Origin of the sequence: Paenibacillus sp. FSL M8-0142, assembly GCF_038597315.1 — a bacterium.
Classification (GTDB): Bacteria; Bacillota; Bacilli; order Paenibacillales; family Paenibacillaceae; genus Paenibacillus_AQ; species Paenibacillus_AQ lactis.
In genome coordinates, this window is the sequence record NZ_CP152008.1 from 3,580,128 (window position 1) to 3,601,178 (window position 21,051).

The window sequence follows — 21,051 nt, forward strand, 5'->3', positions numbered from 1 at the left end:
TCAGGTTTCCATCGTCATAATAAGACTTGGTTACAAGGGATAAGCCGCCAGATTGGCCGTCTCATGGTGTCGTCATTCATCGTGTTAAAATAACATTATGTGCAGCCCATCATTCCTTTACTTTCGGGTGCACATGCCGGTCCATATTGTTATCCTTCGGATCTTATCAGGGTGTCATGTATTTATTGCGCCAGGACTGGTACAATGAAATTCGTATACTACGCCCGGGTGTTCCATACATGCAACCTTTAGGCCCACGAACCCGAATCCTTGGGCGATTATCGAATATATATTGATGTTTTATGTCATTGAAGGAGGCGGCAGGATGAGCATGATTAAGGAGAAAATTCTTCAATCGGCGGTCCGGCTCTTCGCGGAGAAGGGCTACCAGGCGACATCCATCCAGGATATCGCAGATGACTGCAGCATTGCCAAGGGCTCGCTGTACAAGCATTTTTCCTCGAAAGAAGAGTTGTATGTCAGCATTTTGGAGCGGCGGCAGCAGGTTATGGTCGACGAGGTGGACCGAATCAGGAAAAAGCAATTGTCCAAAAGAGATACCTTTTTGGCCGAAATTGCGTATCAGTTCGATTTTTACGTGGAGCACGGTTACTACATATCCAGGGATCACAACGAGCTTGCCCCGCTCGGCAGCGAAATCATCGAGGACGTATTAAGCCGCATTCGCAGAAGCATGTTCCTGTATTATCAGGATATTCTCCGCCGCCAATACGGATCGGCGATTGAGCCTTGGAAGTGGGACGCCACCGCCATATTTAACGGATTCATCCGCGAATATACCTTCCATCTGTTATTCGGATACAAGCCGATGGACAAGCAGGCGCTTGCTTTGTTCATTGCGGAACGAATGGACGATCTGGTGCATGGGCTGAACCAGCGATCCTCCCCTTCCCTGCTCACGGATGAGCTCATGACCGAGTATTCGGGCATGGAGCTCCGGTCGTTGTTTGCTTCGCGCGGATCGAGAAGAGATGCGCTGATTGAAATGATCGCCTCGTTGATCCCGGACATCGCCGTGCCTAACCAGAGAAAACAAGAATTGACGGAGGTCGCGGCCATGCTGCGCGATGAAGCCGTGCAGGAGCAGCCGCGATTGTTCCTGCTCCGGGCTTTAATGCGTGATCTCGAGTCTGAGAGCGAACTGGCCTTTTACGTAAATCAGCTTCGTCAACTGATCTAGTGTCGAGAGGTTATAGGGGATGCCATCCGTCCGCTTTAACCAGTGCATTCACCATCCAAAGAACCGGAGCATCCGCTCCGGTTTTTTATCGTTTGGCAGGACGTATGCACGAACATAAGCACTGCAGTTATTTGCAGAATACTGAACCATTTTTTATCCCTTTAGCTTTGTGGCTCGTATTCCTCCAACGGTATCCCCGTTTCATCCTTATTTCTATGCTCAATCAGCGAGATTCGGTGTGTCTCGTTTTGAATGGTAACGTCGATCATTTCCTCATAGACCATCGGAATCGAATCCCTCAGGCGCAGACGCAGCTGATATACGGTTTGCATCTCATCCGTACGAATCTGATCCACGTACATTTCATATACCCATGGACTCGATACATCATAGCGTTCAAGCGGAGCTTTGACCTCCGGATGCTCCCAGATGTCCGGCGTCGGGCCTCCCCAGACTCCAAGCTCCCGTTTCATGAATGCGATCCCCAGCGTTACGATCGTGCGATCATTGCCTTGCTTCGTCTCATGATCTGAAGAGCTCCACCAATCGTAATCGCCACCTGCACCGGGCTCGAAGCTGGATTGAAACGCTCCTCCCCCTTGGATGGCGAGACTTGGGGTTACCTGCTTAGGAGAATGAGCTGTCTGGTCACCGATCCAAATGCTCCCGGCACCGAAGACAAGCAGCATCACAGGTACGATTATGATAGCAGACCGAACCCTTCCACGTCGGTTTCGCTTCTTCCTAACATTCTCAAGCCGTTTCTCCACATCCTCCATCATATCTGCCGTAAACCGCCGCTCCTTAAATGGCGGCCGTGCCATCTTTTGATCCCAATCCGACCTCCATTCATTCATCATCCTTCGCTCCTTTCCATTCGGCGGCTATCTTCTTTTTAGCCCTGAAAATTCTGGACTTTACCGTTCCTGGCGCCAGACCTGTAATAACGGATATTTCCTCCATGGATAGTTGATAATGCACGCTCAACACAAGCGGGTCGCGATATTTACCGGGCAGCTTTATAACCTGCTTCCACAATTCATCCGCCATCTCCCGCTCCATATACTCCTCCTCTGCAGATGGCGATGACGAGTCCCTCGTCATCCTCCCCAATCCATCTTCCGGCGATCGCTCTCCAAGGAGGACCACTCTGCGAAAGAACGCCCGTTTTAGATAGGACAACGCGGTGTTGCGTGTGATTTTGAGCAGCCAGGTTTTCATCGAAGCCTCCCCACGAAAGGAGGCAGCATGTTGGTAGGCTTTAATAAACACATCCTGTGCAACATCATCCGCCGTATGCGCATTCTTTGTAATGACGTAAGCGTAATTCCAAACGTCCTCTCCATAGGATTCCATAAGCCCCCGTATATCCGATATGTTCAGCTCTGCAGAAAGCTGCGGCTGCATTTCCTTCAAGCTCCTCCCCCCTTACTCAAACAGACTCCACATGAAGGAAGAAAGTTCCCAAAATAGGCTGATCGATTTTTCTTGTGTCAGCCGCGTGTCGTTTTGGGTTGTTTCTTTATAGCAAAAGAGTATAAGACCGAACCAACACCGAGCATGATACTCATCGCACCGTAGAATCCTAGATCCATTACGGAGGTTTGTTGGACGATCCACCCTCCTGTAGCGGCACCGACAGCCATTCCGAGTTGGAAAATGGAGTTATTCATCCCTAACGCCAGCCCGGATGATTCAGGCGAAAGCGAAATCAAATAGTACTGTTGTACAGGCGTCGTCATGGTGGCAAAACCGATCCAGATCGCGAGGATCATTATTGCCCCGATGAATGTTGTCGCTGCCCATGGAAAAACGATCAGCGCCGCTGCGTGAAACAACAAACTCACCATCAGCATCCGGAATATACCCCAGCGATCGGACCCAAAGCCTCCTATTCTTGAGCCTGCTATAGCGAAGATCCCGCTTACAAATAACGCGGCACTAATCCGGGTCGCATCAAGATTTGCGGTTTCCTGGAGAAAGGGTGTGATATACGTAAACATCATCTGATAACCGGTAACCCAGAACAAAGTAATGAGCAGCCCGCTTACAATGCGTCGATTTCTCAGTACCCCAAGCTGCTGCTTCAAGGATAAAGACTCCTGATGCTTTGATATCGGCACGGTATAAGCAATGCCAATTACGGAGAGCAATCCCAGCATGATAATAAAAACAAAGACAAAGCGCCATCCCCAATGCCCACCGATCAGTGTTCCCAAAGGAACGCCGACAGCTAATGCCGTACCTGCTCCCATAAGAATAGTACCGATGGCTGTTCCCTGCCGGCCGGGTGCCGCAAGATTGGATCCCATCGTCAGGGCTACGACCGTAAACACGCTCGCACTTGCCGCTTGGACAATACGAGCGATCACAAGGATCGAAAAATCAGGACTTAAGTACCCGATGCCGTTGCCAATGATAAATGTTAGGAACGATAAAATAAGGAGCCGTTTTCTTTCAATCCTTGCCGTAATTGCCATCAAGACCGGAGAGCCGATAGCAATAACCAATGCATAAACCGTCACCAACTGACCTGCCATCCCAACCGACACCTTCAAATCTTCGGATATCATCGCTAAGATACCGGAAACCACGATTTCGGCTGTTGCCATGATAAAGACGCCGAATGCCAGCCAATAAATGCCTAGTGAATTTCTCAAAAGGATCACCTCATGCTCTATTTTTCTTGAATGATCATTAAAATAAACTCAAAAAAAAGAGAGGTTCGCTTTCAATCAAAAATCGAAAGCGTCACCCGGATAATATCTTCAAGAACAGCCGGATCCGAAACCGTTTTTGCGGTAACGATCAGCCCGGCTTGCGCATTGTTTAAATATCGCGCCAGAGCCCTCAAATCTTGGTATCGGTCGCCAAGATCGCCTTGTTCCTTGGCGCGGCTTAATGCGAGGAGATAGGCGTCTTCCACGCGATGGCTTTCTTTCTCAACAAAGTCTGCGATTTCGGCATCATGCGACGCTAGTTCTACGCAAGTGTTCACCATGAAACAGCCCTTCGCTCGATGATCGGGCTGTGAAAGGCTGGATAATAAATCATGAAATACCTTGATGATGGCTTGCTTTCCGGATGGAGTCTGTTCGAGCGTGGCAACAACCGTGCTCCGATTCACATAAAGCTTGAGGGCCGATAAATATAAATCCCGTTTCCCTCCAAACGTGTTGTATAGGCTTTGGGCCTTGATTCCAACATGCTGAACCAGCTCATTGATGGAGGATCCATCAAAACCATGTCTCCAAAAATACTCCATCGCTTTGGTCAATACTTCCGTCGTATCAAATTCTTTATGGCGTGCCAACGTGAGTCCTCCCTTTCTTTTTGCTGTATATTACCATTTATTTAATGAGTGTTCAAGAATTATTTTTAATGATTGTTAAAAAATAACTGGAGTCATTGAATTAACCTATAAAAAAGAGAGCCCCTATCATGGCTCTCTTCCATTAATAATATACACCTGCTTCTTTAACCTTTTGCTCTTGAAAACACCCGTACGGTCTCGTTCTCAACGATCGCTAACGACACCTCCTGAATATTCGAAATGGGCGCGATTTGTGTAAGCAGCCAACCGGTATCCTTTCCGATTTCCTGAAGAAGGGACATATCGACCTTGCCGTCTACAATGATCGGTCTTAGGATCGTGAACGGCTGCGTCTCTAGTTTCAGGTTAGCCGATGTCACCGGTTGGTAGGGGGTGTCCATAAAGACGGATATGGTTCCTCCTGGCTCCCTTAATGCCAGCGCTACTTTTTGGACATCCTCTACTTTTTCTTTCCTAAGCTCGGAGAATAAATAATCTATAGAGATCCTTGCTTTCGATAAGTTTTCAAACTGAATGAGGCCTTGTTTGATGAGCGTGATTGGCGACGGATCCAAATACCGTTTAAAGAACGGCCACTTCAGCCCGAGCCATGTCGTTGCGATATATAGCACAATGAGGACGATCGTCGTGATCATGGACCCTTTTAAACCCAACTCCTCATCGGACAGCGGGTGAGCGATAATATTGCCGAGCGTTAGAGCAAGAATGAAATCGAGAAACCTTAATTGAGAAATGGAGCGTTGGCCTAGAAATTTGGCAGCAATCAGCAAAAAAATAAAGCTGACAATTCCCCTTAAGATCCATTCGATGGCTGTCAACGATTCTTTACTTTCGAAAAAATCCACCCCATTCAGCCCTTTCACCTTTGGTCCAGTTAAGGATGATCCCTTTAATACCCGTCCGCTGAAGCGCTTCTCCATCATCTCATAAATCGAGTGTGCAATTTGAGACGGTTTAATAATCGACATGTGTTTCCTTCGCTGCATTAGATAAGTAAGTTGCCTATAGAGTGCCTCCTTTTATCAAAATCATGCCAATTTATAAGTTTTTATCCATAAACAAAAAAAACCGCTGACCTCCCAAGGTCAACGGCTTCGCTTTCTTTACACTTCCAATGAACATCCACCCTCAGCAAAATAGAGGGGCCATGTTACTTAGGTTATTGTCCCTCTTCATAGACAACAACCGTTTTACTTTCGGATTCCCATTTTACGGTGGCATTCAATGCCTCGCTTATAAAACGTACCGGCACATAGGTGCTGCCCTTTGTCACGGTGGCTGGCGCATCCAAGGTCACGTTTTTACCATTTACCTTTGCAGCTTTACTGCCCACCAGAAGTTGAATAATTACCCCATCCTTTGTGACGATGATCGTGCGATCTTGAGGATCCCATGCAACTTCGGCATCCAGTGCCTCAGCGATGGCGCGGAAAGGAACGAAGGTATTGCCTTTTTTGACAAAAGGCTCGGTGTCAGCAGCAACGCCGTTAACATATAGCTTGACTCCATTCTTTTTACCAGCCTTGTCATTGAGCTTTCCTAAAGTTTTATACAGGTCCAGGTTTTTAAAATTCACTTTAATCGCTTCTTCCTGTACATACACAGCGTCGGTTACATTACCGTTCTTATCGAGCATATCCGCCGCCTTCTCCAGCGCGTCGTCCTTTTCAACTATAGCTTCAAGTTCTTTCTTCTGTTCGTCGGTCAGCTCAGCCTCATATTCTGAAAGCAAAATATTGGCCAGAACAGTACCAGCCGGCTTATCTTTTACGTTTTGAATAGCATTGAGCAGACCTTTGTATCCTTTATGGCCCTTCTCCTTGGGCTCCGACTTATCGGCTGTACTGCTGTCCCCATTTTCCGTTTCCGTGGATGCCGGCTCCTGATCAGGCTTTTCCTCTTGCTTAACCGGATCAGAAGACTGGATACCCCCGTCTTGATTCGCTTCGATTTGTTTATCCTTATCTTTATTTTTATCTTTAGATTCTTTGGTTTCTTTGGATTCGTTAGCTTTGACATCATGACTTGAATGGCCAGGCGGCGTGTTTCCCGGTTTGGCTAATGCTGTACCAGCGGTGGTCCCGAGTATCATTGCCGCACTGAATAGTAAGATGACTGTTTTCTTCATGATCGATTCCTCCTGAAATATGAAAGATATGTACTCTTTCAATATCGGTAGAATGAATATCTTTCAATAGATAGGCGCCGAATAAAAGTGAGTGGATTGGATATATTTGCACAAATGGCATAAAGTACATTAATCTTATACTTATCGTAGCCAAGCGAGTCTATCATTCACAACGATTGGAGCAGCGTATGATTATTATGCTTTTAATGGCGGGAGGTATCGTGAACGGCGTTCTATGTACTATAGCTGGTGGGGTGGTATTGGTAGGTCTTGTATTCTTCCTGATCGGTTTGCCTGAAGCCAAATCTTCGAAAACAAGCGGCGGCGTATTTAGATTTACGTCAACCGTCTTTTCGACATTACTCACCTTGATTGTGTTTATGGTCATTACATATTGGAACGCCCGGAACGGTGCATCGCTTGCCTTTACCTCTTCAGATCAGGCTGATGCCTACTTGAATCAAGCCAAGAATCTAGTAATTTGGGGTGCTGTTCAAGGTGCATTCTCGCTTCTTGCTTTCCTCTGGATCCTGCCGCGATTCATTGGGCACCTTGGGCTTGGTACAAAGCATAAATGGGGACTGGCGGCAGGAGCAGTGTTGACGATCGCTGGCGGAGGCGCTGCATGGCTCTCGACGATTTTTTAATGAAAAAATATGATTATATTATGGAGGCTGGAATGGAACAAACCCTTACGGAGCAATTGAACCAATGGCATGATGAAGACGAACATCAGCAAATCGTGGATGTGCTGTTAACCGTTCCCGAGGAGGAACGGGACTACGAGGCCGTCAGTCGACTGGCCAGAGCGTATAACAACCTGGGACAATATGAAGATGCACTCCGCCAATTCGATAAAATTGCTGATGCGGGGCAGCACGACCCGCTGTGGCATTATCGGGTAGGTTACGCTCTCTATCATTTGAAAAGATATAAAGAAGCTGCTCAGGCATTAGCTACCTCTGATCAACTGGAGCCCGGCGATGAGCACACCGAATTATTGCTAAGCTGGAGTTTGCAAAAAGCGGAGAAGCAGGACAGAGAAGAGCGCCGAATCGCTGCCAAAAGAAAAGCCTTGGCGTCCCGCGGGTCGGTGCCGGAGGCTCCCCCGTGTGACAACATGCCGTTAGCTGATTTTTGGGACGACAGCGAGTATGCAAGAGATTCCTACCAATCCGCCCCGCCGACGGATGAGCTGATCGCCTCCATCGAGGAAGAGCTTGGATACAAGCTCCCCTCCGCTTATATTGCGCTGATGAAGCAGCAAAACGGAGGGGTTCCGAAGAACACCTGCTTCCCGACCGAGGAGCCCACTTCTTGGGCGGAAGACCATATTGCCATTACGGGGATCATGGGAATTGGCCGTGAGAAAAGCTATTCGATTGGCGGTGATCTCGGCAGTCGGTTTATGATCGAGGAATGGGGCTACCCAGACATTGGCGTAGTGATCTGCGATTGTCCTTCTGCCGGGCATGATGTCGTGATGCTCGACTACCGGGCATGCGGAAGAGATGGTGAACCCGAGGTGATCCATGTCGATCAGGAAGATGATTATGAGATTACGTTCCTGGCTGAAAACTTCGAGGCGTTCATCCGGGGGCTCGTAAGCGAGGAGGAATATGATACCTCGGAGGAGGACAAGGAAGCGGATTTGTACAAGGTCGCCCACGGGAAATTCTCGCCTTTGCTTGAGGAGCTTTGCGCTCAAGTCACGGAAGTGGAGCATATTAATGAAAAGATCCGCAGCATCTGTACCCGTATTGTTGAAGAGAAAGGTCACTTTTCATTTCATGCGGATGAATTATCTTATCTGATGTATGACGTGCAGTTTTGGCTATACGTGAAGTCTTACCCGGATACGAATCGAGATCAATATTTGGCGAACTATAGTCAAATGATTGCATTTGGCGGGGAATTCGGCCAAGGCGGCTATGCTCCTGGATGGATTACCGAATGGCTGGACCACCGCATGAATGAAGGGCTGATCATCCAAGCGAATGGACGCCTCCGGTTTACGGATACGTTTGCTTCGGATCTCGTTAAGCAGCTACGTGAATTCTAAATAGCTCATTCAAACATGGCATCATGACCAGAGCCCACGTTCGACGTGGGCTCTTCTTCGGTTTAGCCCTGCGCGGGTCTTTTTTTCTCCTTTACAACCTGTCGAGCCAATCTCCCTTTCTGAAGATCAGCATGATGCTCCCCTACCGACTCCCTAATGGTAAGCCGATAGGCTAAAGGAGCTGCTCTCTACTTATAGAACATTAGGATTGGACTGAAGTCTGAACTCTTGAGGGGAGACATGGTACACTTTTCTAAACATTTTGGAAAAATGCGAAAAATTGTGATATCCAAACGTTTTGGCTACATCCGAAATTGGGATGGATGAGGTCGCGATCAAGTCTTTGGCCTGTGACATCCGGACATGCAGCATGTAGTCCGATATCGATTCCCCGACCTCGCGTTTGAATAAGCGCGATAGGTAAGCGGGATTGAGATGCACGAAACCGGCAAGCTGCTCTCTTGTAATCGGCTCGCTTAAATGCTCTTGTATATAAGATTGTACTCGTTCAATCACAGACGGTTTCAAATGTAACTGATCATGAATGATCTGAACCGTTTGAAGCGCAGAAGCTTCCAATTGTTCAAGGTTACGGGGCTGCGTGTACAGAAGCACTCCTTCCTCATCCTTAAACAGCTCAAAGGCAGATCGTCCGTTCTTATGGAGAATATAATGGACCATTTGCATAAATTCTCGCCGAAAGCCTTCAAGCTCCAATAGCAATAGATTAGGTTTATCGCTTAACTCTGCGATTCTTCCGCGTATCTCTCGCCGGATCTCCTCCAGCTGCCCATGCTCCATGAGAAGGGTCCAGGTCGATATTCGCGGGATCATGGTCTTCATTGAATGGCTGCCTAATGAAGCGAGCATATACACTTGGTTGGATTTGTTCAGATTGTTGTACTCCATTTCCAGCAGCTGCCTATACGTATCCGCAATTTCATACAGTGAGGAGCGATTCCCGATATAACAGGAAATTTTACAACCGAAATAGGTATAACAGTCTTGAATGAACTTCTCACATCGCAATTTCAGCTCATGGGCAGTATCTTCCTTCGTTCCATCCTCTCCAACAAGAAGTACAACATTCACCCCTTGCCTGGTCTGAATGACCTCTCCATTGCCTGAGGACAGCAGCATTTCGGATGCTCCTTTGCGGATGGCGTATTCCATCATCTCCTCATCCCTTGTGCTGAACTCACGCTGCCAGGATTCCACGCTCACCAGCACAGGGAGAATGTCGGCATCCTGAAGCCCACTGAGATCATGCTCTTCAAGAACATCCGCAGCATTCGCTGGAGTACAGACGATTCTGCCCGAGAACACATCGTTCCAGAACTTATCCGTAATGAGACTTTTTTTCTTCCGCCACAGCTCATAATAAGGTTTATAGTGCTCTCTCATATGACGGAGCTCTCTTTCCTCTTTTATAGCATGCAGCGCTTTGGCAATGGTTGCTTGAAGAACATCGAATTCGATCGGTTTTAATAAATAATCAAAGCCATCCAGCTGAATCGCTCGCTTCATGAAATCATAAGCCGAGTGAGCCGTCAGGAAAATGGTCTCCGTATCGGGAGAAATATCATTCACCCGCTCCAGCAGCTCAATTCCTGTCCCTTTGGGCATTTCAATATCACAGATCATAATATCAATCCGCGTACGTTCAAATACCTGCAATGCGTCTCGCATATTAAATGCCTCATACACTTCGGACACCTGCAGTTCCTGCCAATGGATACCGCTCTTGATCCCCATCACCGCATAGATCTCATCATCTACAATAAGTGCCGTATACATTGCGACTCCCCCCATATCAATATGACGAAAACTGCTCTACCGTTCGGAAAGGAATGACAATCCGTACCCTTGCTCCGGACTCCGGCATATTATCGAACTCCAGTCGAGTCATTTGTCCAAAAATATGTTTAAGCCGATATTGCACATTGGTAATCCCTAGATGCCCTCCATTCTGATTCTCTAGGTAACTGCCCGACTGCAATTGCTGCAGCACTTCCCGAGGGAAGCCATTCCCGTTGTCTGAAATTACAATTTCCAATTGATGTTCCTCAAGCAAAGTGATACGGATGTCAATATGAAATGGATAATCCATGAAATCAAAGCCGTGTTTGATCGCATTTTCAATAAAAGGCTGAATTAAGAGCGGCGGAATTGCTGCTTGATTTGCACCCTCGGCAATATGTATTTCATAGCTGACTCGCGCCGGAAACCGGAGCTGCTGTATTTTAATATAGCTCTCCATATGCTCCATTTCTTCCGCGATGGTTACGGCGATTTGATTCGTTTTCGTTGTAAAACGGAAATACTTCACGAGATTCATGCACATGAGCTGGATCACGCTGTAATTTTTGATTTCAGCCAGATTGTAAACGATATTGATGGAATTCAGTAAGAAATGAGGGTTGATCTGAAGTTGCAAATGCTTGAGCTCTGCCTTATGCGCTTTGATCTGCTCTTCATATACGCTGATCTTCAGCTCATGAATCTGGGAGGCCATGCTGTTAAAAGTTTCGTTAATGATGGTGAATTCCTTTGCTTTAGAAGAATGAAGCCGTGTAGTCCAATCCCCATGCTTGATCCTGCGCATTCCGCGTACAAGATCGTTCATAGGCTTAAGAATCGTCTCATTGAGATAAACCAAATAAATCACCAGAATAATTAACGCCACGATGGATATGATGATAATCCCTCTCCGGAAGTGAAATAGATTTTTCAGCATCTGCGATTCCGGAATGAAGGCGCTTAAAATGACATCGGTGCCCTGAATTTGATCCATGACCACGATGTATTTTCGATCATCCTTCCCCACCATTTGATACACTTGATTGGATTCGGAGGCGAGGGCAGTGTCCAGACGCTGCGTTCCAATAGCTGATGTGTTGGTTACCATTTCACCCCGCTTATTCACGAATCCGGCAAAGCCAGCTTCCAGATGGATCATATCCAGCGGTATCATCAAATTCTCCAGCTTTACGAATGCACCGAGATAAAAATCATCTCCCGTATCGACCAGTCTGATCAGCGCGTATTTATGCCGGCTATACTCAATGGCTTTCCATTCCCCGAAATAGCTGCTGTCCGGCTTTACTTGCTTAACCAGCTGTTCAATGGTTGTTTGGATGGACAGCAGCTCGTCATAGGACGAGGTCCTGATCGGCGTATAGAATAGATCCTGCTTCTGAACGGAGTAGATAAACTGAAGATCGACGCTGTTGTCGAACCGGTGGTATCGCGTAAGTGTGTTCAAAATTCTGGCCTTGGCAAGAAAGTACTCGTCAGGATCATCGAGAAGCTGCGAGAGTGCCGCAATATTAGGATCTTCAACCGCGATATTGTACAAGAAATTCGTTTCCTTGTTCAGAGCTGCCTCGATCTGATGCGAATAAAGGATCATCGAATTTTTATTGGAGTCCGCCACCTGTTCTCGAATCGTATTGGACGCGTAATGATTATTGTAGAGGAGGAGGGCGACAAGAGGTACGGCAATGGTGAAGAATCCGATGATCAACTTAAAACGAAGCGAGTCTCTAATGTTCAACATCATATACTACTCCGGCTCTATAAAAGGTTAGCAGAATGAGCTGCGTGATTCGACAAGTTCATTCTACACTTTGAGTATATTGATATACTGGTAAAAAAGGAATCCCATAAAGGACACACATCGATCGTCCCGGTCTGGAATCCCCCTTTTTCCTTAATCCCTATTACTTCTGAGTCTCAGCCCACTCAGCCAGTTGCTTTTCCACTTCGGCTTTCACTTTATCAAAGCCCGCGGACTTCCGTTTTTCTTTCCATTTGGCAATAATCTTCTCAGGATCAACGGCTCCCGATTTCAGCGTAGCCCCGAACTCTTTCTCGACATTCGCTAAGGATGCCATCTCTGATTTAACCGGCTCTTGATTAAAAGCAAACCCTAGCGCAATCGAATGCTCCGCTCGTTCATTGAACTTTTTGAACTCTTCCCATTTATTCGGATCTTCATTGACCCATAAATAAGAATTGAACTGGTTCCCGAACATCCAGCCTCCCGGATTTGGGTAGCCTTGCGTGTCCGCATTCACACCCTCAGGATAATCAATCACATTATCGGATTTCTTGACATAATGTTTACCTTCGATACCCCAGTACAGCATATTGAGCAGCTTCGGATCACTATATAGCAGATTCAAGAACATCATCGCTCTAGCCGGATCCTTAGAAGTACGCGATATTCCGAGCATCGCGCCCTGCGCGTCTCCTGTCGTTGTAAACGGCTCCGCCGTTTCTACCTGCACTACCTCTACACCCGATGATATGCTCATTTCCTTGTCTTTCCCTGGCTTTAAGGATTGGGCAACCGCAAAGGCTTTGCCTGCCTTGATCATATTCATCCCTTGGTCAGCGTCTGATGTAAGAATATCCTTATCAAACCAGCCGTTCTGATTCCATTGATGCATTCGTTTGTAGAAGTCGATGAATTTTGGGTCTTCCAGGGTATCCACGGCTTTCAATTCTTTACTTCCCCGTGGTACAGCGAGATTGGCCACGATGTAATCGTAATTGGCTGCATCCCATATATTTGTGAATTTGCTTGAAACGATTGGAGTCACACCAGGCTCATTGTCCTTAATCGTCTTGAACATCGCTTCCATATCTTCCAGCGTCTTGACGCCACTAATATCGAACTTGTATTTATCTACCAGCTTCTTGTCAAGAAGGAATCCGAACCCCTGCCCGAATTCTTTCTTGGTGGGAAGTGCGTACAGCTTGCCTCCGATTCTGGATCCCTTAATAAATTCCTCGCCGAGGATGCCCGGAATATCTTTGCCATATTGGGCCATCAAATCATCGAGTTCCAAATACTGCCCTTTAGCAACATCCTTCGCATACGAGAACCAGCTGGCTGTGAACATCAGATCAAACGGTTCATTGGAGATTTTCATCAAATTGGTTTTATCATCCCATGAAGCCCACTCAATGGGTTTGAGCTCAATCGTAGCATTGATCTTTTCCGTCAGATATTTGCTCATTTCTTCCTGAACAAGCAGTAAATCTTTAGGAGCCGTTGCCGGGTAAACAAGCGTTATTTTATAAGGGCTAAGCGAGGAATCCGAATTATTTCCTGTTTGATCCGCTGGAGTCGGTGTGGTACCGGCAGCCCCCTTACTACAACCTGTTAATGCCAGTATTCCGCAAAGCATGAATATAAGCACTAAGTAATGCGCCTTTTTCATATCCCTGAAATCTCCTCTCAACATTCATCTTCTCTCAAAGAGCGTTATTAAAGTGCGAATCGCCTGCCCCACCTCCTCAATCGAACAGTGGTTTTGAAGCTAACCTTTCACGGCACCGGTTGTAATTCCGCTAATGTAATACTTCTGGAAGAACGGGTAGGCAAACATCAATGGAGCAATGCCAACGATGGCAAGAGCCATGCGGACCGTTTCTCTAGGCATGGTGGCGAGCAGTTCCCCGACCTGGGCCGAGCTATTGGATTTCATCAGAAGATACTGAATATTCGTGAGCGTCTTTGTCATCAGGTACTGGATGTTATACAGCTCGGGTTTATCGATGAACAGCATACAGTTGTACCAGTCGTTCCAGTAAGCTAACGTGTTGAATAGGCCAATCGTCGCCATAATCGGCAAAGAAAGCGGAACAACGATTTTAAAGAAGATCTTCATTTCGCTTGCGCCGTCAATCGTCGCGGATTCAACCACGGATTCCGGAATGGACGAGGCGAAGAAGCTGCGCATAAGCAGTACATTGAAGGCACTTAACAGCAAGTTGGGAATGATCATGGCCATAATCGTATTTTTCAAATCAAACATGTTCACATAAGTGATATACCAAGGCACCATTCCGCCGCCGAACAGCATGGTGAAGAAAATATAAAACGAAAGGGTGCGGCGAAACGGAAGCTCGGGTCTGGATAACGGATAAGCAAAAAGGGCTGTTATGAAGAGGCTCACGACAGTACCGACCAGGGTGGACAAGATCGTAACCCCGTAAGCTTTCGCGATTTCCGAAAAATCGTTGAATAAAAATTGATAGGCTGCAAAGCTGATCTGACTTGGAAACAGCGAGTAGCCGTTCTGCAGGATGGAATCCTCACTTGAAATGGACACCATAAAGACAAGAATGAACGGAATTAATGATACAAATGTAAATGCCCAAAAGAACAGGTGAATCGAGGATGCGCCGATCCATTTTTTTGCGCTCACTTCCTTCACTACATTGACCTCCCCTCTGTTAAAATAAAGCGTCTCGTTTATTAATCCGTCTTACGGCTGTATTCGCTACTAATATCAGTACAAAACAAACAACGGACTGATAGAATCCAGCTGCCGTCGACATGCCAATATCCCCGGATTGAATCATCGCACGATAGACAAAAGTATCAATGGTGTTCGTTGTCGGGATCAGAGCGCCAGTATTCATGGGAACCTGATAGAACAATCCGAAATCCGACCGGAGAATTCCGCTAACCGCAAGCAGCGTCATGGTGATGATCACGGGCAAAATTAGCGGGATGGTAATCCGGGTCATCTGCTTCCACTTGCTTGCTCCGTCGATCGTGGCGGCTTCATAATATTCTTTGTCTATACCAATAATGGCAGCGAAGTAAATGATGGATAGATATCCTACGTTCTTCCATGCATTGACAATGACCAGTATGTATGGCCAATACTTGGGCTCACCATACCAAGAAACCGCCTCGGAACCAAACCAATTGATCAATAATCTGTTCACAAGGCCGCTATCTACATTTAGAAAGCTGTAGACCAGATAGGCAACCACGACCATAGAGATAATGTGCGGCAGCAGAAATGTGCTTTGATAGAATCGGCTGATCGCTCTATTCTTAATCTCATTAATCAGCAGCGCAACCAGAACCGCTAAGACCAGATTCAGCACAATAAAGACGAAATTGTAAAGGAAGGTATTCCTGGTAATGATGTAAGCATCCTGTGAGTTGAACAAAAATTTAAAATTATCAAATCCGGCCCATGCACTTCCCCAAATGCCATCGACATAATTGTAGTTCTTAAATGATAGAATCACGCCGTACATCGGGATATAGTTGTTGATGAATAAATAGACGATCCCTGGCAACGTCATCAGCAGCAGCCATTTATACTTCTTCAAACTCTTCATAAAATGAGACGTGTCTCTCATGTTCCAACCCCTTTGTCACGACATGTAAACCTTTACATCCCCATTTTATAGCCATTTGATTTTGCCGGGCCACTATCTTCATGACTTTATGATGCAACGTTGGTGACTTTATCGTAAGGATCAAAAAGAAAGACGACTGCTTCGTGCAGTCGCCTGAGACTTACATTTACCATTTGATATATCTAGAAATAATTTATTAATCAGCCGTTAAATTTTGACGAACGACTTCTCCCTTGAACTTCGATTGCTGACCCAACGATAGCTTGCCTACCCCATACCATAGCAGCTCGACCACCGCGATGGCACCGGCGATGTCCAGAAGGACATGCTGCTTCACGAACAGGGTCGAAGTAATGATCATCCAGGCACATACTTTCACCGCTGTCCGTTCCCAATTAGGATAGGATGCACAAGCCATTGCACCCTTGATCATTAAATAACTGGTCAACACATGAATGCTGGGAAAGCAATTATAAGGATTATCGGTGCTGTACACCAGGTTCACTAAGCCTTCGAAAATCCCAGTCCCCATGGCGGTCGGACGCTCAACCGTCGTCTGGAACAGATAAAATATGATATAGCAAGCAACCAAACCGAGACACTGGGTTAGCAGCGTCCGGTAATATACACTACGCTCCCTGATACAGAGCATAAACAGAACGATGATGATGAATGGGTACCATATCAGATAAGGGATGATAAACATCGGCACAAACGGAATTTGGGCATCCAGATCCGTCATCAGACTGTAAACCGGCATATGCGCCTGGTTCAGTACAGCGTAAAAGATGTTAAGTACCGGAATGACCAGAATCCATAACAGCGGGAGATAGGTTTTCACTTTCGAATTCACACGCTCCCTCCCTTCTTCCGAGACACAACATTCTGATTCATGTATATGAAGCGGCAGCCTCTCGACATGACTCGTTGGTTTTTGATTTTTTTAGCCTTACAACATTGAAAATCCATTCCTTGCACTCCTTATTTTCACAGTGAAATCAATATTCTACCATGGTGGAACGGATGTACAAAGTAAAAAACTGGTTAACGATGGAATCAAGCAGGAATGTTACACGCAAAAAAACCGCGATGTTTCGCGGTTTTTTTGAATGAGCGCAAGCGAAAGGAGCATGCCCGTTCGTTGTTTCATTGGCTTTATCATTTCTTTGCGCTTCTATCGTCCGAAGCATTTATTCGTTTAGCCATTAGTCAAAACAGAGATTGCCCGTAATCACCCCCGTGTTACACCAAATGGCAGGCAACATAGTGATCGTCGCCGACAAGACGGAAATCGGGTACTAGCTCTTTGCACTGGGCTGTGGCAAGCGGACAGCGGGTATGAAACTTACAGCCTGAAGGCGGATTGGCCGGACTCGGAATATCGCCCTTGAGAACAATTCTCTCCCGCTTCAGTCTCGGCACCGGCACAGGAATTGCCGAGAGCAGCGCTTTCGTGTAGGGATGGAGCGGCCGGCTAAACAGTTCGTCCCGTGAAGCCATTTCCATCATCGAGCCGAGGTACATAACCCCAATCCGGTTGCACAAATGCTCGACTACGCTTAAGTCATGGGAAATGAACAAATAGGTTAATCCCCGGGTATGCTGAAGCTTCTGGAACAAATTAATGATTTGGGCTTGAATGGAGACATCGAGCGCCGAGACCGGCTCATCGGCAATAATAAAATCGGGGTTCAGCACCAGAGCCCGGGCGATGCCGATCCGCTGCCGCTGTCCGCCGGAAAACTCATGGGGAAACCGGTTGTAATGATAGGAGGAAAGACCGCACGCCTCGAGCACATCGAGCACAACGTCGCGAAGCTCATCCTTCTCCGCCAAACCATGCTCCAGCAAGGATTCGCCAATGGCATCGCCAATACGGATGCGAGGGTTGAGCGAGCTGTACGGATCCTGGAATATCAGCTGCATCTTGGGTCTAAGCTTGCGGACCTCCGTTTTGGGCAGCCCGTGAAAGGGGATTCCCTTAAAAAGCACGTCCCCGCTCGTTTTCTCATGCAGCCGCAAAATGGTCCGTCCAACGGTGCTCTTGCCGCTCCCGGATTCGCCGACAAGACCGAAGGTCTCTCCCGGCTGGATCGTGAAGCTGATATCGTCCACGGCTTTAACGTAGCCGACCGTCCGGTTTAACAGCCCCGCGTTGATCGGAAAGTACTTTTTTAAACGGCGCACCTCAAGCAATGCTTCGCTCACGCTTCCGCCTCCTCTTCGTACAGCCAACAGGCTGCTAAATGACCGGCTGCCACTTCGCTTAGCTTCGGCTGCCGGGTTCGGCAGATCGGGATGCAGGATTCGCACCGATCATGGAAATAGCACGATTCCGTCAATTCAAGCGGACTCGGGACCTGCCCTGGTATCGAATACAGCTGTTCTGCTCGTTGACCGATGACCGGCTTTGATTTTAGCAGTCCCCGGGTATATGGATGCTTCGGCCGCTCGAACAGCTCCTCGACATCCCCTTCCTCAACGATCTTCCCGGCATACATGACAATCACATAGTCCGCCATCTCCGCCACCACGCCGAGGTCGTGCGTGATCAGCATGATCGACATATTGGATTGCTCCTTGCTTTGACGGAGCGTTTCAAGAACCTGAGCCTGGATCGTTACGTCCAGCGCCGTTGTCGGCTCGTCGGCAATCAGCAGCTTAGGGCCGCAGGAGATTGCGATCGCGATCATGATCCGCTGCAGCATGCCTCCCGACAATTGATGCGGGTATGAAGCCGCAATTTGTTCAGCCCTCGAAATGCCGACTAACTCAATCAGTTCCAGCGCCCGGGCATAAGCTTGCTTCTTGTTCAGCTTTTGATGAAGCATGAGCGGCTCCATAATTTGCCTGCCGATGGTGATGACCGGATTAAGGGAGGACATCGGTTCCTGAAAAATAATGGAGATGTCGTTGCCGCGGATGCGCCGCATCTCTTCTTTGCTGATCTTCAAGAGATCCTTGTCTCCGAACCGGATTTGACCGCCAACGACTTTCCCGTGAGGTTCATCCACCAACCCCATGATCGACATCGCCGTGATGCTCTTTCCGCAGCCGGATTCCCCCACGATGCATACCGTTTCCCCTTCACGGATGCGGAAGCTAATATCGTCAACCGCCTTGACCGTTCCTGCGCCGGATTCAAAATAAGTGCTTAAGTTATTAATCTCGATTAATGAATTCATCTTCCGTTCACCTGCTTGTATTCTGTTTAGGGTCGAGAACGTCTCGGAGCCCGTCGCCGAAAATATTGATGGCAATGACCGTCAAAAAGATGGCCAGTCCGGGAGGGATCCACAGCCAGGGCCGCTTCTCGAAATCGATCACATTGTTGGCCGCATCGATCATATTTCCCCAGGTCGGCGTCGGCGGCATAACCCCAAGCCCAAAAAAGCTGAGCGCGGACTCCGACAATATCGCCCCTCCAATGCTCAATGTAGCGATTACGATCAGCAGCGGAAATACATTGGGCAGCAAATGGCGAAACAGCTTCCGCTTATCGCTGAGGCCGAGCACGTCGGCAGCCTGCATATATTCCCGTTCCCTTAATGTCAGCATCTGGCTTCGGACAAGGCGCGCCACGCCCGGCCATCCGATAATGCTCAGCATCAGCATCACGAGATACAGCCGATAATCGGTCGGAATCTTCCAATCCGACATTAGTGCCCCCATGATGAAGAGGATCGGAAGTCCGGGGATCGTGAACAACAGGTCGGCAACCCGCATAATGATCTGATCCACAACGCCGCGGTAGTAACCCGAAACGATACCGAGAACCGTTCCAATGGTCATCGACAGCGCCATGGATGCGAGACCTACCGTAAGCGAAATCCTGCCGGCCTGCAGCAGCCTTGTGAGCACGTCTCTGCCGAGCAGATCCGTTCCCAGCCAGTGCTTGGCGCTCGGAGGCTGGTGCATATTGGCGGGGTTGATCTTGCCGTCTGCATAGGGCGAGAATAACGGGCCGATAAAACAGATCAGAAACATAAACGCGATAAAAGCGAAGCCGGCGACCGCCAGCTTGTTTTTGCGCAATTGGCGGATCGATTGCCGCCATAACGAATCGGATACATCCAGGGCGCGGATGGCTTTTTCCGGACGTCCTGCCGTCGTTGGAATAGACATGTGCAGCTCCTCCTTTCGCTAAAGCCTGACCCGAGGGTCGGAAGTATGATAGAGGATATCGGAGATGAATGTACCGACGACCGTCAAGATGGCCAGAAACATCGTAAAACCCATCAAGAGCGGATAATCCCGGACCGTAAACGACTGCATGTACAGCTGACCGATTCCCGGCCAGTTAAAAATCTTCTCGATAATGATGGAGCCCCCGAACAATCCTGGCAGCTCAAAGCCGATTAAAGTAATTGCAGGCAGCATCGCATTTTTCAACGCGTGTCGATAAAGAACCGTTCTCTCCTTCAACCCTTTGGCCCGGGCGGTACGGACATAATCCTGCTTAATGACTTCCAACATGTTGCTGCGGAAGTACCGGGTCAACGAGCCTACGCCGAGCAGCACCATGACGGCAACCGGAAGCAGCATATGATGCAGAACCTGGGCGACATATTCCCAGCCTACGGCACGGCTGCCGGTCGTAATCATTCCTCCCGGCGGAAGGATTTTCAAATCGACGGCAAACACTTTGATCAGGAACAGCCCGATAAAGAACGAAGGAATGGACATAGCGGCGAATATGCCGACCATAACCAGCGTATCGAGCAGCGAATACTGTTTGTAGGCCGTCAGTACGCCGACGACAACGGCAAAGAACCAGGTAAAGAACGTTGAGACCACCGCTAGCAAAAAGGAATTCCATATGTAATCCTGAAACAGATCGAGGACCGGACGCTGCTGTGCCAGGGAATATCCGAAATCGCCTTTGAACATATTGGCCATCCAATTTACGTATCGCTCGAGAATCGGTTTGTTCAGCCCATGTATCTCCCTAAGCTCTGCCTTGCGCTCCTCGCTTAAGCTCAAATTGTTGTCGACGTAATCGCCGGGCGTTAAAGAATACAGGAAAAAGATCAACAAGGACGCGCCAATCAAAATCAAGAGCATATATAAACATCTTCGGAGCAAATAGGTTCTCATGTTCTCTCCTTCAATCAAGCATCTCCGGCCTGAAAAGCTCAGGCTGGAGATGT

19 protein-coding genes are annotated in these 21,051 nt (G+C 47.8%); 3 read left to right on the forward strand and 16 right to left on the reverse strand.

All coding sequences use genetic code 11. From position 1 onward, the window contains the following. Positions 1–325: 325 nt before the first annotated feature. Entirely contained in the window at positions 326–1,201 is an 876-nt protein-coding gene (locus tag NSQ46_RS16515) for a TetR/AcrR family transcriptional regulator (protein WP_028405710.1), read from the forward strand. Between the two features lie 161 nt (positions 1,202–1,362). Here the strand turns inward: NSQ46_RS16515 and NSQ46_RS16520 are convergent, their stop codons facing one another. The 6 genes from NSQ46_RS16520 to NSQ46_RS16545 all read right to left on the reverse strand — a co-directional run bounded on the left by NSQ46_RS16520 (position 1,363) and on the right by NSQ46_RS16545 (position 6,663). Further along, positions 1,363–2,061, reverse strand: coding sequence for a hypothetical protein (locus NSQ46_RS16520; protein WP_210094925.1), 699 nt, complete (start codon positions 2,059–2,061; stop codon positions 1,363–1,365). Beyond that, entirely contained in the window at positions 2,051–2,617 is a 567-nt protein-coding gene (locus tag NSQ46_RS16525; protein ID WP_210094924.1) for an RNA polymerase sigma factor, read from the reverse strand. Before NSQ46_RS16525 ends, NSQ46_RS16520 begins: the two co-directional genes overlap by 11 nt. A gap of 77 nt (positions 2,618–2,694) precedes the next feature. Next, positions 2,695–3,861, reverse strand: a complete 1,167-nt coding sequence (locus NSQ46_RS16530) for an MFS transporter (protein WP_210094923.1) — start codon at positions 3,859–3,861, stop codon at positions 2,695–2,697. Positions 3,862–3,932: 71 nt separating this feature from the next. Beyond that, positions 3,933–4,514, reverse strand: a complete 582-nt coding sequence (locus NSQ46_RS16535) for a TetR/AcrR family transcriptional regulator (RefSeq protein WP_210094922.1) — start codon at positions 4,512–4,514, stop codon at positions 3,933–3,935. A 164-nt stretch (positions 4,515–4,678) separates the two neighbouring features. Next, positions 4,679–5,380 (reverse strand): DUF421 domain-containing protein, encoded by a 702-nt coding sequence (locus NSQ46_RS16540; protein ID WP_341035035.1) that lies wholly within the window; start codon positions 5,378–5,380, stop codon positions 4,679–4,681. Between the two features lie 314 nt (positions 5,381–5,694). Further along, positions 5,695–6,663 (reverse strand): copper amine oxidase N-terminal domain-containing protein, encoded by a 969-nt coding sequence (locus NSQ46_RS16545; protein WP_210094921.1) that lies wholly within the window; start codon positions 6,661–6,663, stop codon positions 5,695–5,697. Between the two features lie 188 nt (positions 6,664–6,851). On the opposite strand from NSQ46_RS16545, the gene NSQ46_RS16550 reads away from it, so the two are divergent. Both NSQ46_RS16550 and NSQ46_RS16555 read left to right on the forward strand, forming a co-directional pair. Next, a complete protein-coding gene (locus NSQ46_RS16550) occupies positions 6,852–7,310 on the forward strand; it encodes a hypothetical protein (RefSeq protein WP_144878533.1) in 459 nt (152 codons plus the stop codon). 32 nt (positions 7,311–7,342) lie between these two features. Then, positions 7,343–8,725, forward strand: a complete 1,383-nt coding sequence (locus NSQ46_RS16555) for an SMI1/KNR4 family protein (protein WP_213614008.1) — start codon at positions 7,343–7,345, stop codon at positions 8,723–8,725. Positions 8,726–8,917: 192 nt separating this feature from the next. Here NSQ46_RS16555 and NSQ46_RS16560 read toward each other — a convergent pair whose 3' ends face one another. The 10 genes from NSQ46_RS16560 to NSQ46_RS16605 form a co-directional block, all read right to left on the reverse strand. Beyond that, complete coding sequence (locus NSQ46_RS16560; protein ID WP_342574049.1) at positions 8,918–10,522, reverse strand: response regulator; 1,605 nt, start codon at positions 10,520–10,522, stop codon at positions 8,918–8,920. 16 nt (positions 10,523–10,538) lie between these two features. Continuing rightward, a complete protein-coding gene (locus NSQ46_RS16565) occupies positions 10,539–12,287 on the reverse strand; it encodes a histidine kinase (RefSeq protein ID WP_342574050.1) in 1,749 nt (582 codons plus the stop codon). A 160-nt stretch (positions 12,288–12,447) separates the two neighbouring features. Next, the gene (locus tag NSQ46_RS16570) at positions 12,448–13,956 is read right to left on the reverse strand and encodes an ABC transporter substrate-binding protein (RefSeq protein WP_341033570.1); all 1,509 of its coding nucleotides are present in this window, start codon (positions 13,954–13,956) and stop codon (positions 12,448–12,450) included. 99 nt (positions 13,957–14,055) lie between these two features. Then, positions 14,056–14,955 carry a carbohydrate ABC transporter permease gene (locus NSQ46_RS16575; RefSeq protein WP_007131868.1) on the reverse strand — a complete coding sequence of 300 codons (900 nt, stop codon included), beginning with the start codon at positions 14,953–14,955 and terminating at the stop codon, positions 14,056–14,058. Between the two features lie 19 nt (positions 14,956–14,974). Continuing rightward, the gene (locus tag NSQ46_RS16580) at positions 14,975–15,901 is read right to left on the reverse strand and encodes an ABC transporter permease subunit (protein ID WP_342574052.1); all 927 of its coding nucleotides are present in this window, start codon (positions 15,899–15,901) and stop codon (positions 14,975–14,977) included. Positions 15,902–16,097: 196 nt separating this feature from the next. Beyond that, a complete protein-coding gene (locus NSQ46_RS16585) occupies positions 16,098–16,754 on the reverse strand; it encodes a phosphatase PAP2 family protein (RefSeq protein ID WP_007131866.1) in 657 nt (218 codons plus the stop codon). 389 nt (positions 16,755–17,143) lie between these two features. Then, positions 17,144–18,109 (reverse strand): ABC transporter ATP-binding protein, encoded by a 966-nt coding sequence (locus NSQ46_RS16590; protein ID WP_342574055.1) that lies wholly within the window; start codon positions 18,107–18,109, stop codon positions 17,144–17,146. Then, the gene (locus NSQ46_RS16595) at positions 18,106–19,086 is read right to left on the reverse strand and encodes an ABC transporter ATP-binding protein (RefSeq protein WP_342574057.1); all 981 of its coding nucleotides are present in this window, start codon (positions 19,084–19,086) and stop codon (positions 18,106–18,108) included. Before NSQ46_RS16595 ends, NSQ46_RS16590 begins: the two co-directional genes overlap by 4 nt. A 7-nt stretch (positions 19,087–19,093) precedes the next feature. Beyond that, complete coding sequence (opp4C, locus tag NSQ46_RS16600; protein WP_210094911.1) at positions 19,094–20,026, reverse strand: oligopeptide ABC transporter permease; 933 nt, start codon at positions 20,024–20,026, stop codon at positions 19,094–19,096. Positions 20,027–20,044: 18 nt separating this feature from the next. Beyond that, the gene (locus NSQ46_RS16605; protein WP_210094910.1) at positions 20,045–20,998 is read right to left on the reverse strand and encodes an ABC transporter permease; all 954 of its coding nucleotides are present in this window, start codon (positions 20,996–20,998) and stop codon (positions 20,045–20,047) included. Positions 20,999–21,051: the final 53 nt, after the last annotated feature.

Coding starts and splice junctions, on each gene's coding strand:
- NSQ46_RS16515 (WP_028405710.1), top strand. CDS start 326: ATGAGCATGATTAAGGAGAAAATTCTTCAATCGGCGGTCCGGCTCTTC.
- NSQ46_RS16520 (WP_210094925.1), bottom strand. CDS start 2,061: ATGATGAATGAATGGAGGTCGGATTGGGATCAAAAGATGGCACGGCCG.
- NSQ46_RS16545 (WP_210094921.1), bottom strand. CDS start 6,663: ATGAAGAAAACAGTCATCTTACTATTCAGTGCGGCAATGATACTCGGG.
- NSQ46_RS16550 (WP_144878533.1), top strand. CDS start 6,852: ATGATTATTATGCTTTTAATGGCGGGAGGTATCGTGAACGGCGTTCTA.
- NSQ46_RS16555 (WP_213614008.1), top strand. CDS start 7,343: ATGGAACAAACCCTTACGGAGCAATTGAACCAATGGCATGATGAAGAC.
- NSQ46_RS16560 (WP_342574049.1), bottom strand. CDS start 10,522: ATGTATACGGCACTTATTGTAGATGATGAGATCTATGCGGTGATGGGG.
- NSQ46_RS16565 (WP_342574050.1), bottom strand. CDS start 12,287: ATGATGTTGAACATTAGAGACTCGCTTCGTTTTAAGTTGATCATCGGA.
- NSQ46_RS16570 (WP_341033570.1), bottom strand. CDS start 13,956: ATGAAAAAGGCGCATTACTTAGTGCTTATATTCATGCTTTGCGGAATA.
- NSQ46_RS16580 (WP_342574052.1), bottom strand. CDS start 15,901: ATGAGAGACACGTCTCATTTTATGAAGAGTTTGAAGAAGTATAAATGG.
- NSQ46_RS16595 (WP_342574057.1), bottom strand. CDS start 19,086: ATGAATTCATTAATCGAGATTAATAACTTAAGCACTTATTTTGAATCC.
- opp4C (WP_210094911.1), bottom strand. CDS start 20,026: ATGTCTATTCCAACGACGGCAGGACGTCCGGAAAAAGCCATCCGCGCC.
- NSQ46_RS16605 (WP_210094910.1), bottom strand. CDS start 20,998: ATGAGAACCTATTTGCTCCGAAGATGTTTATATATGCTCTTGATTTTG.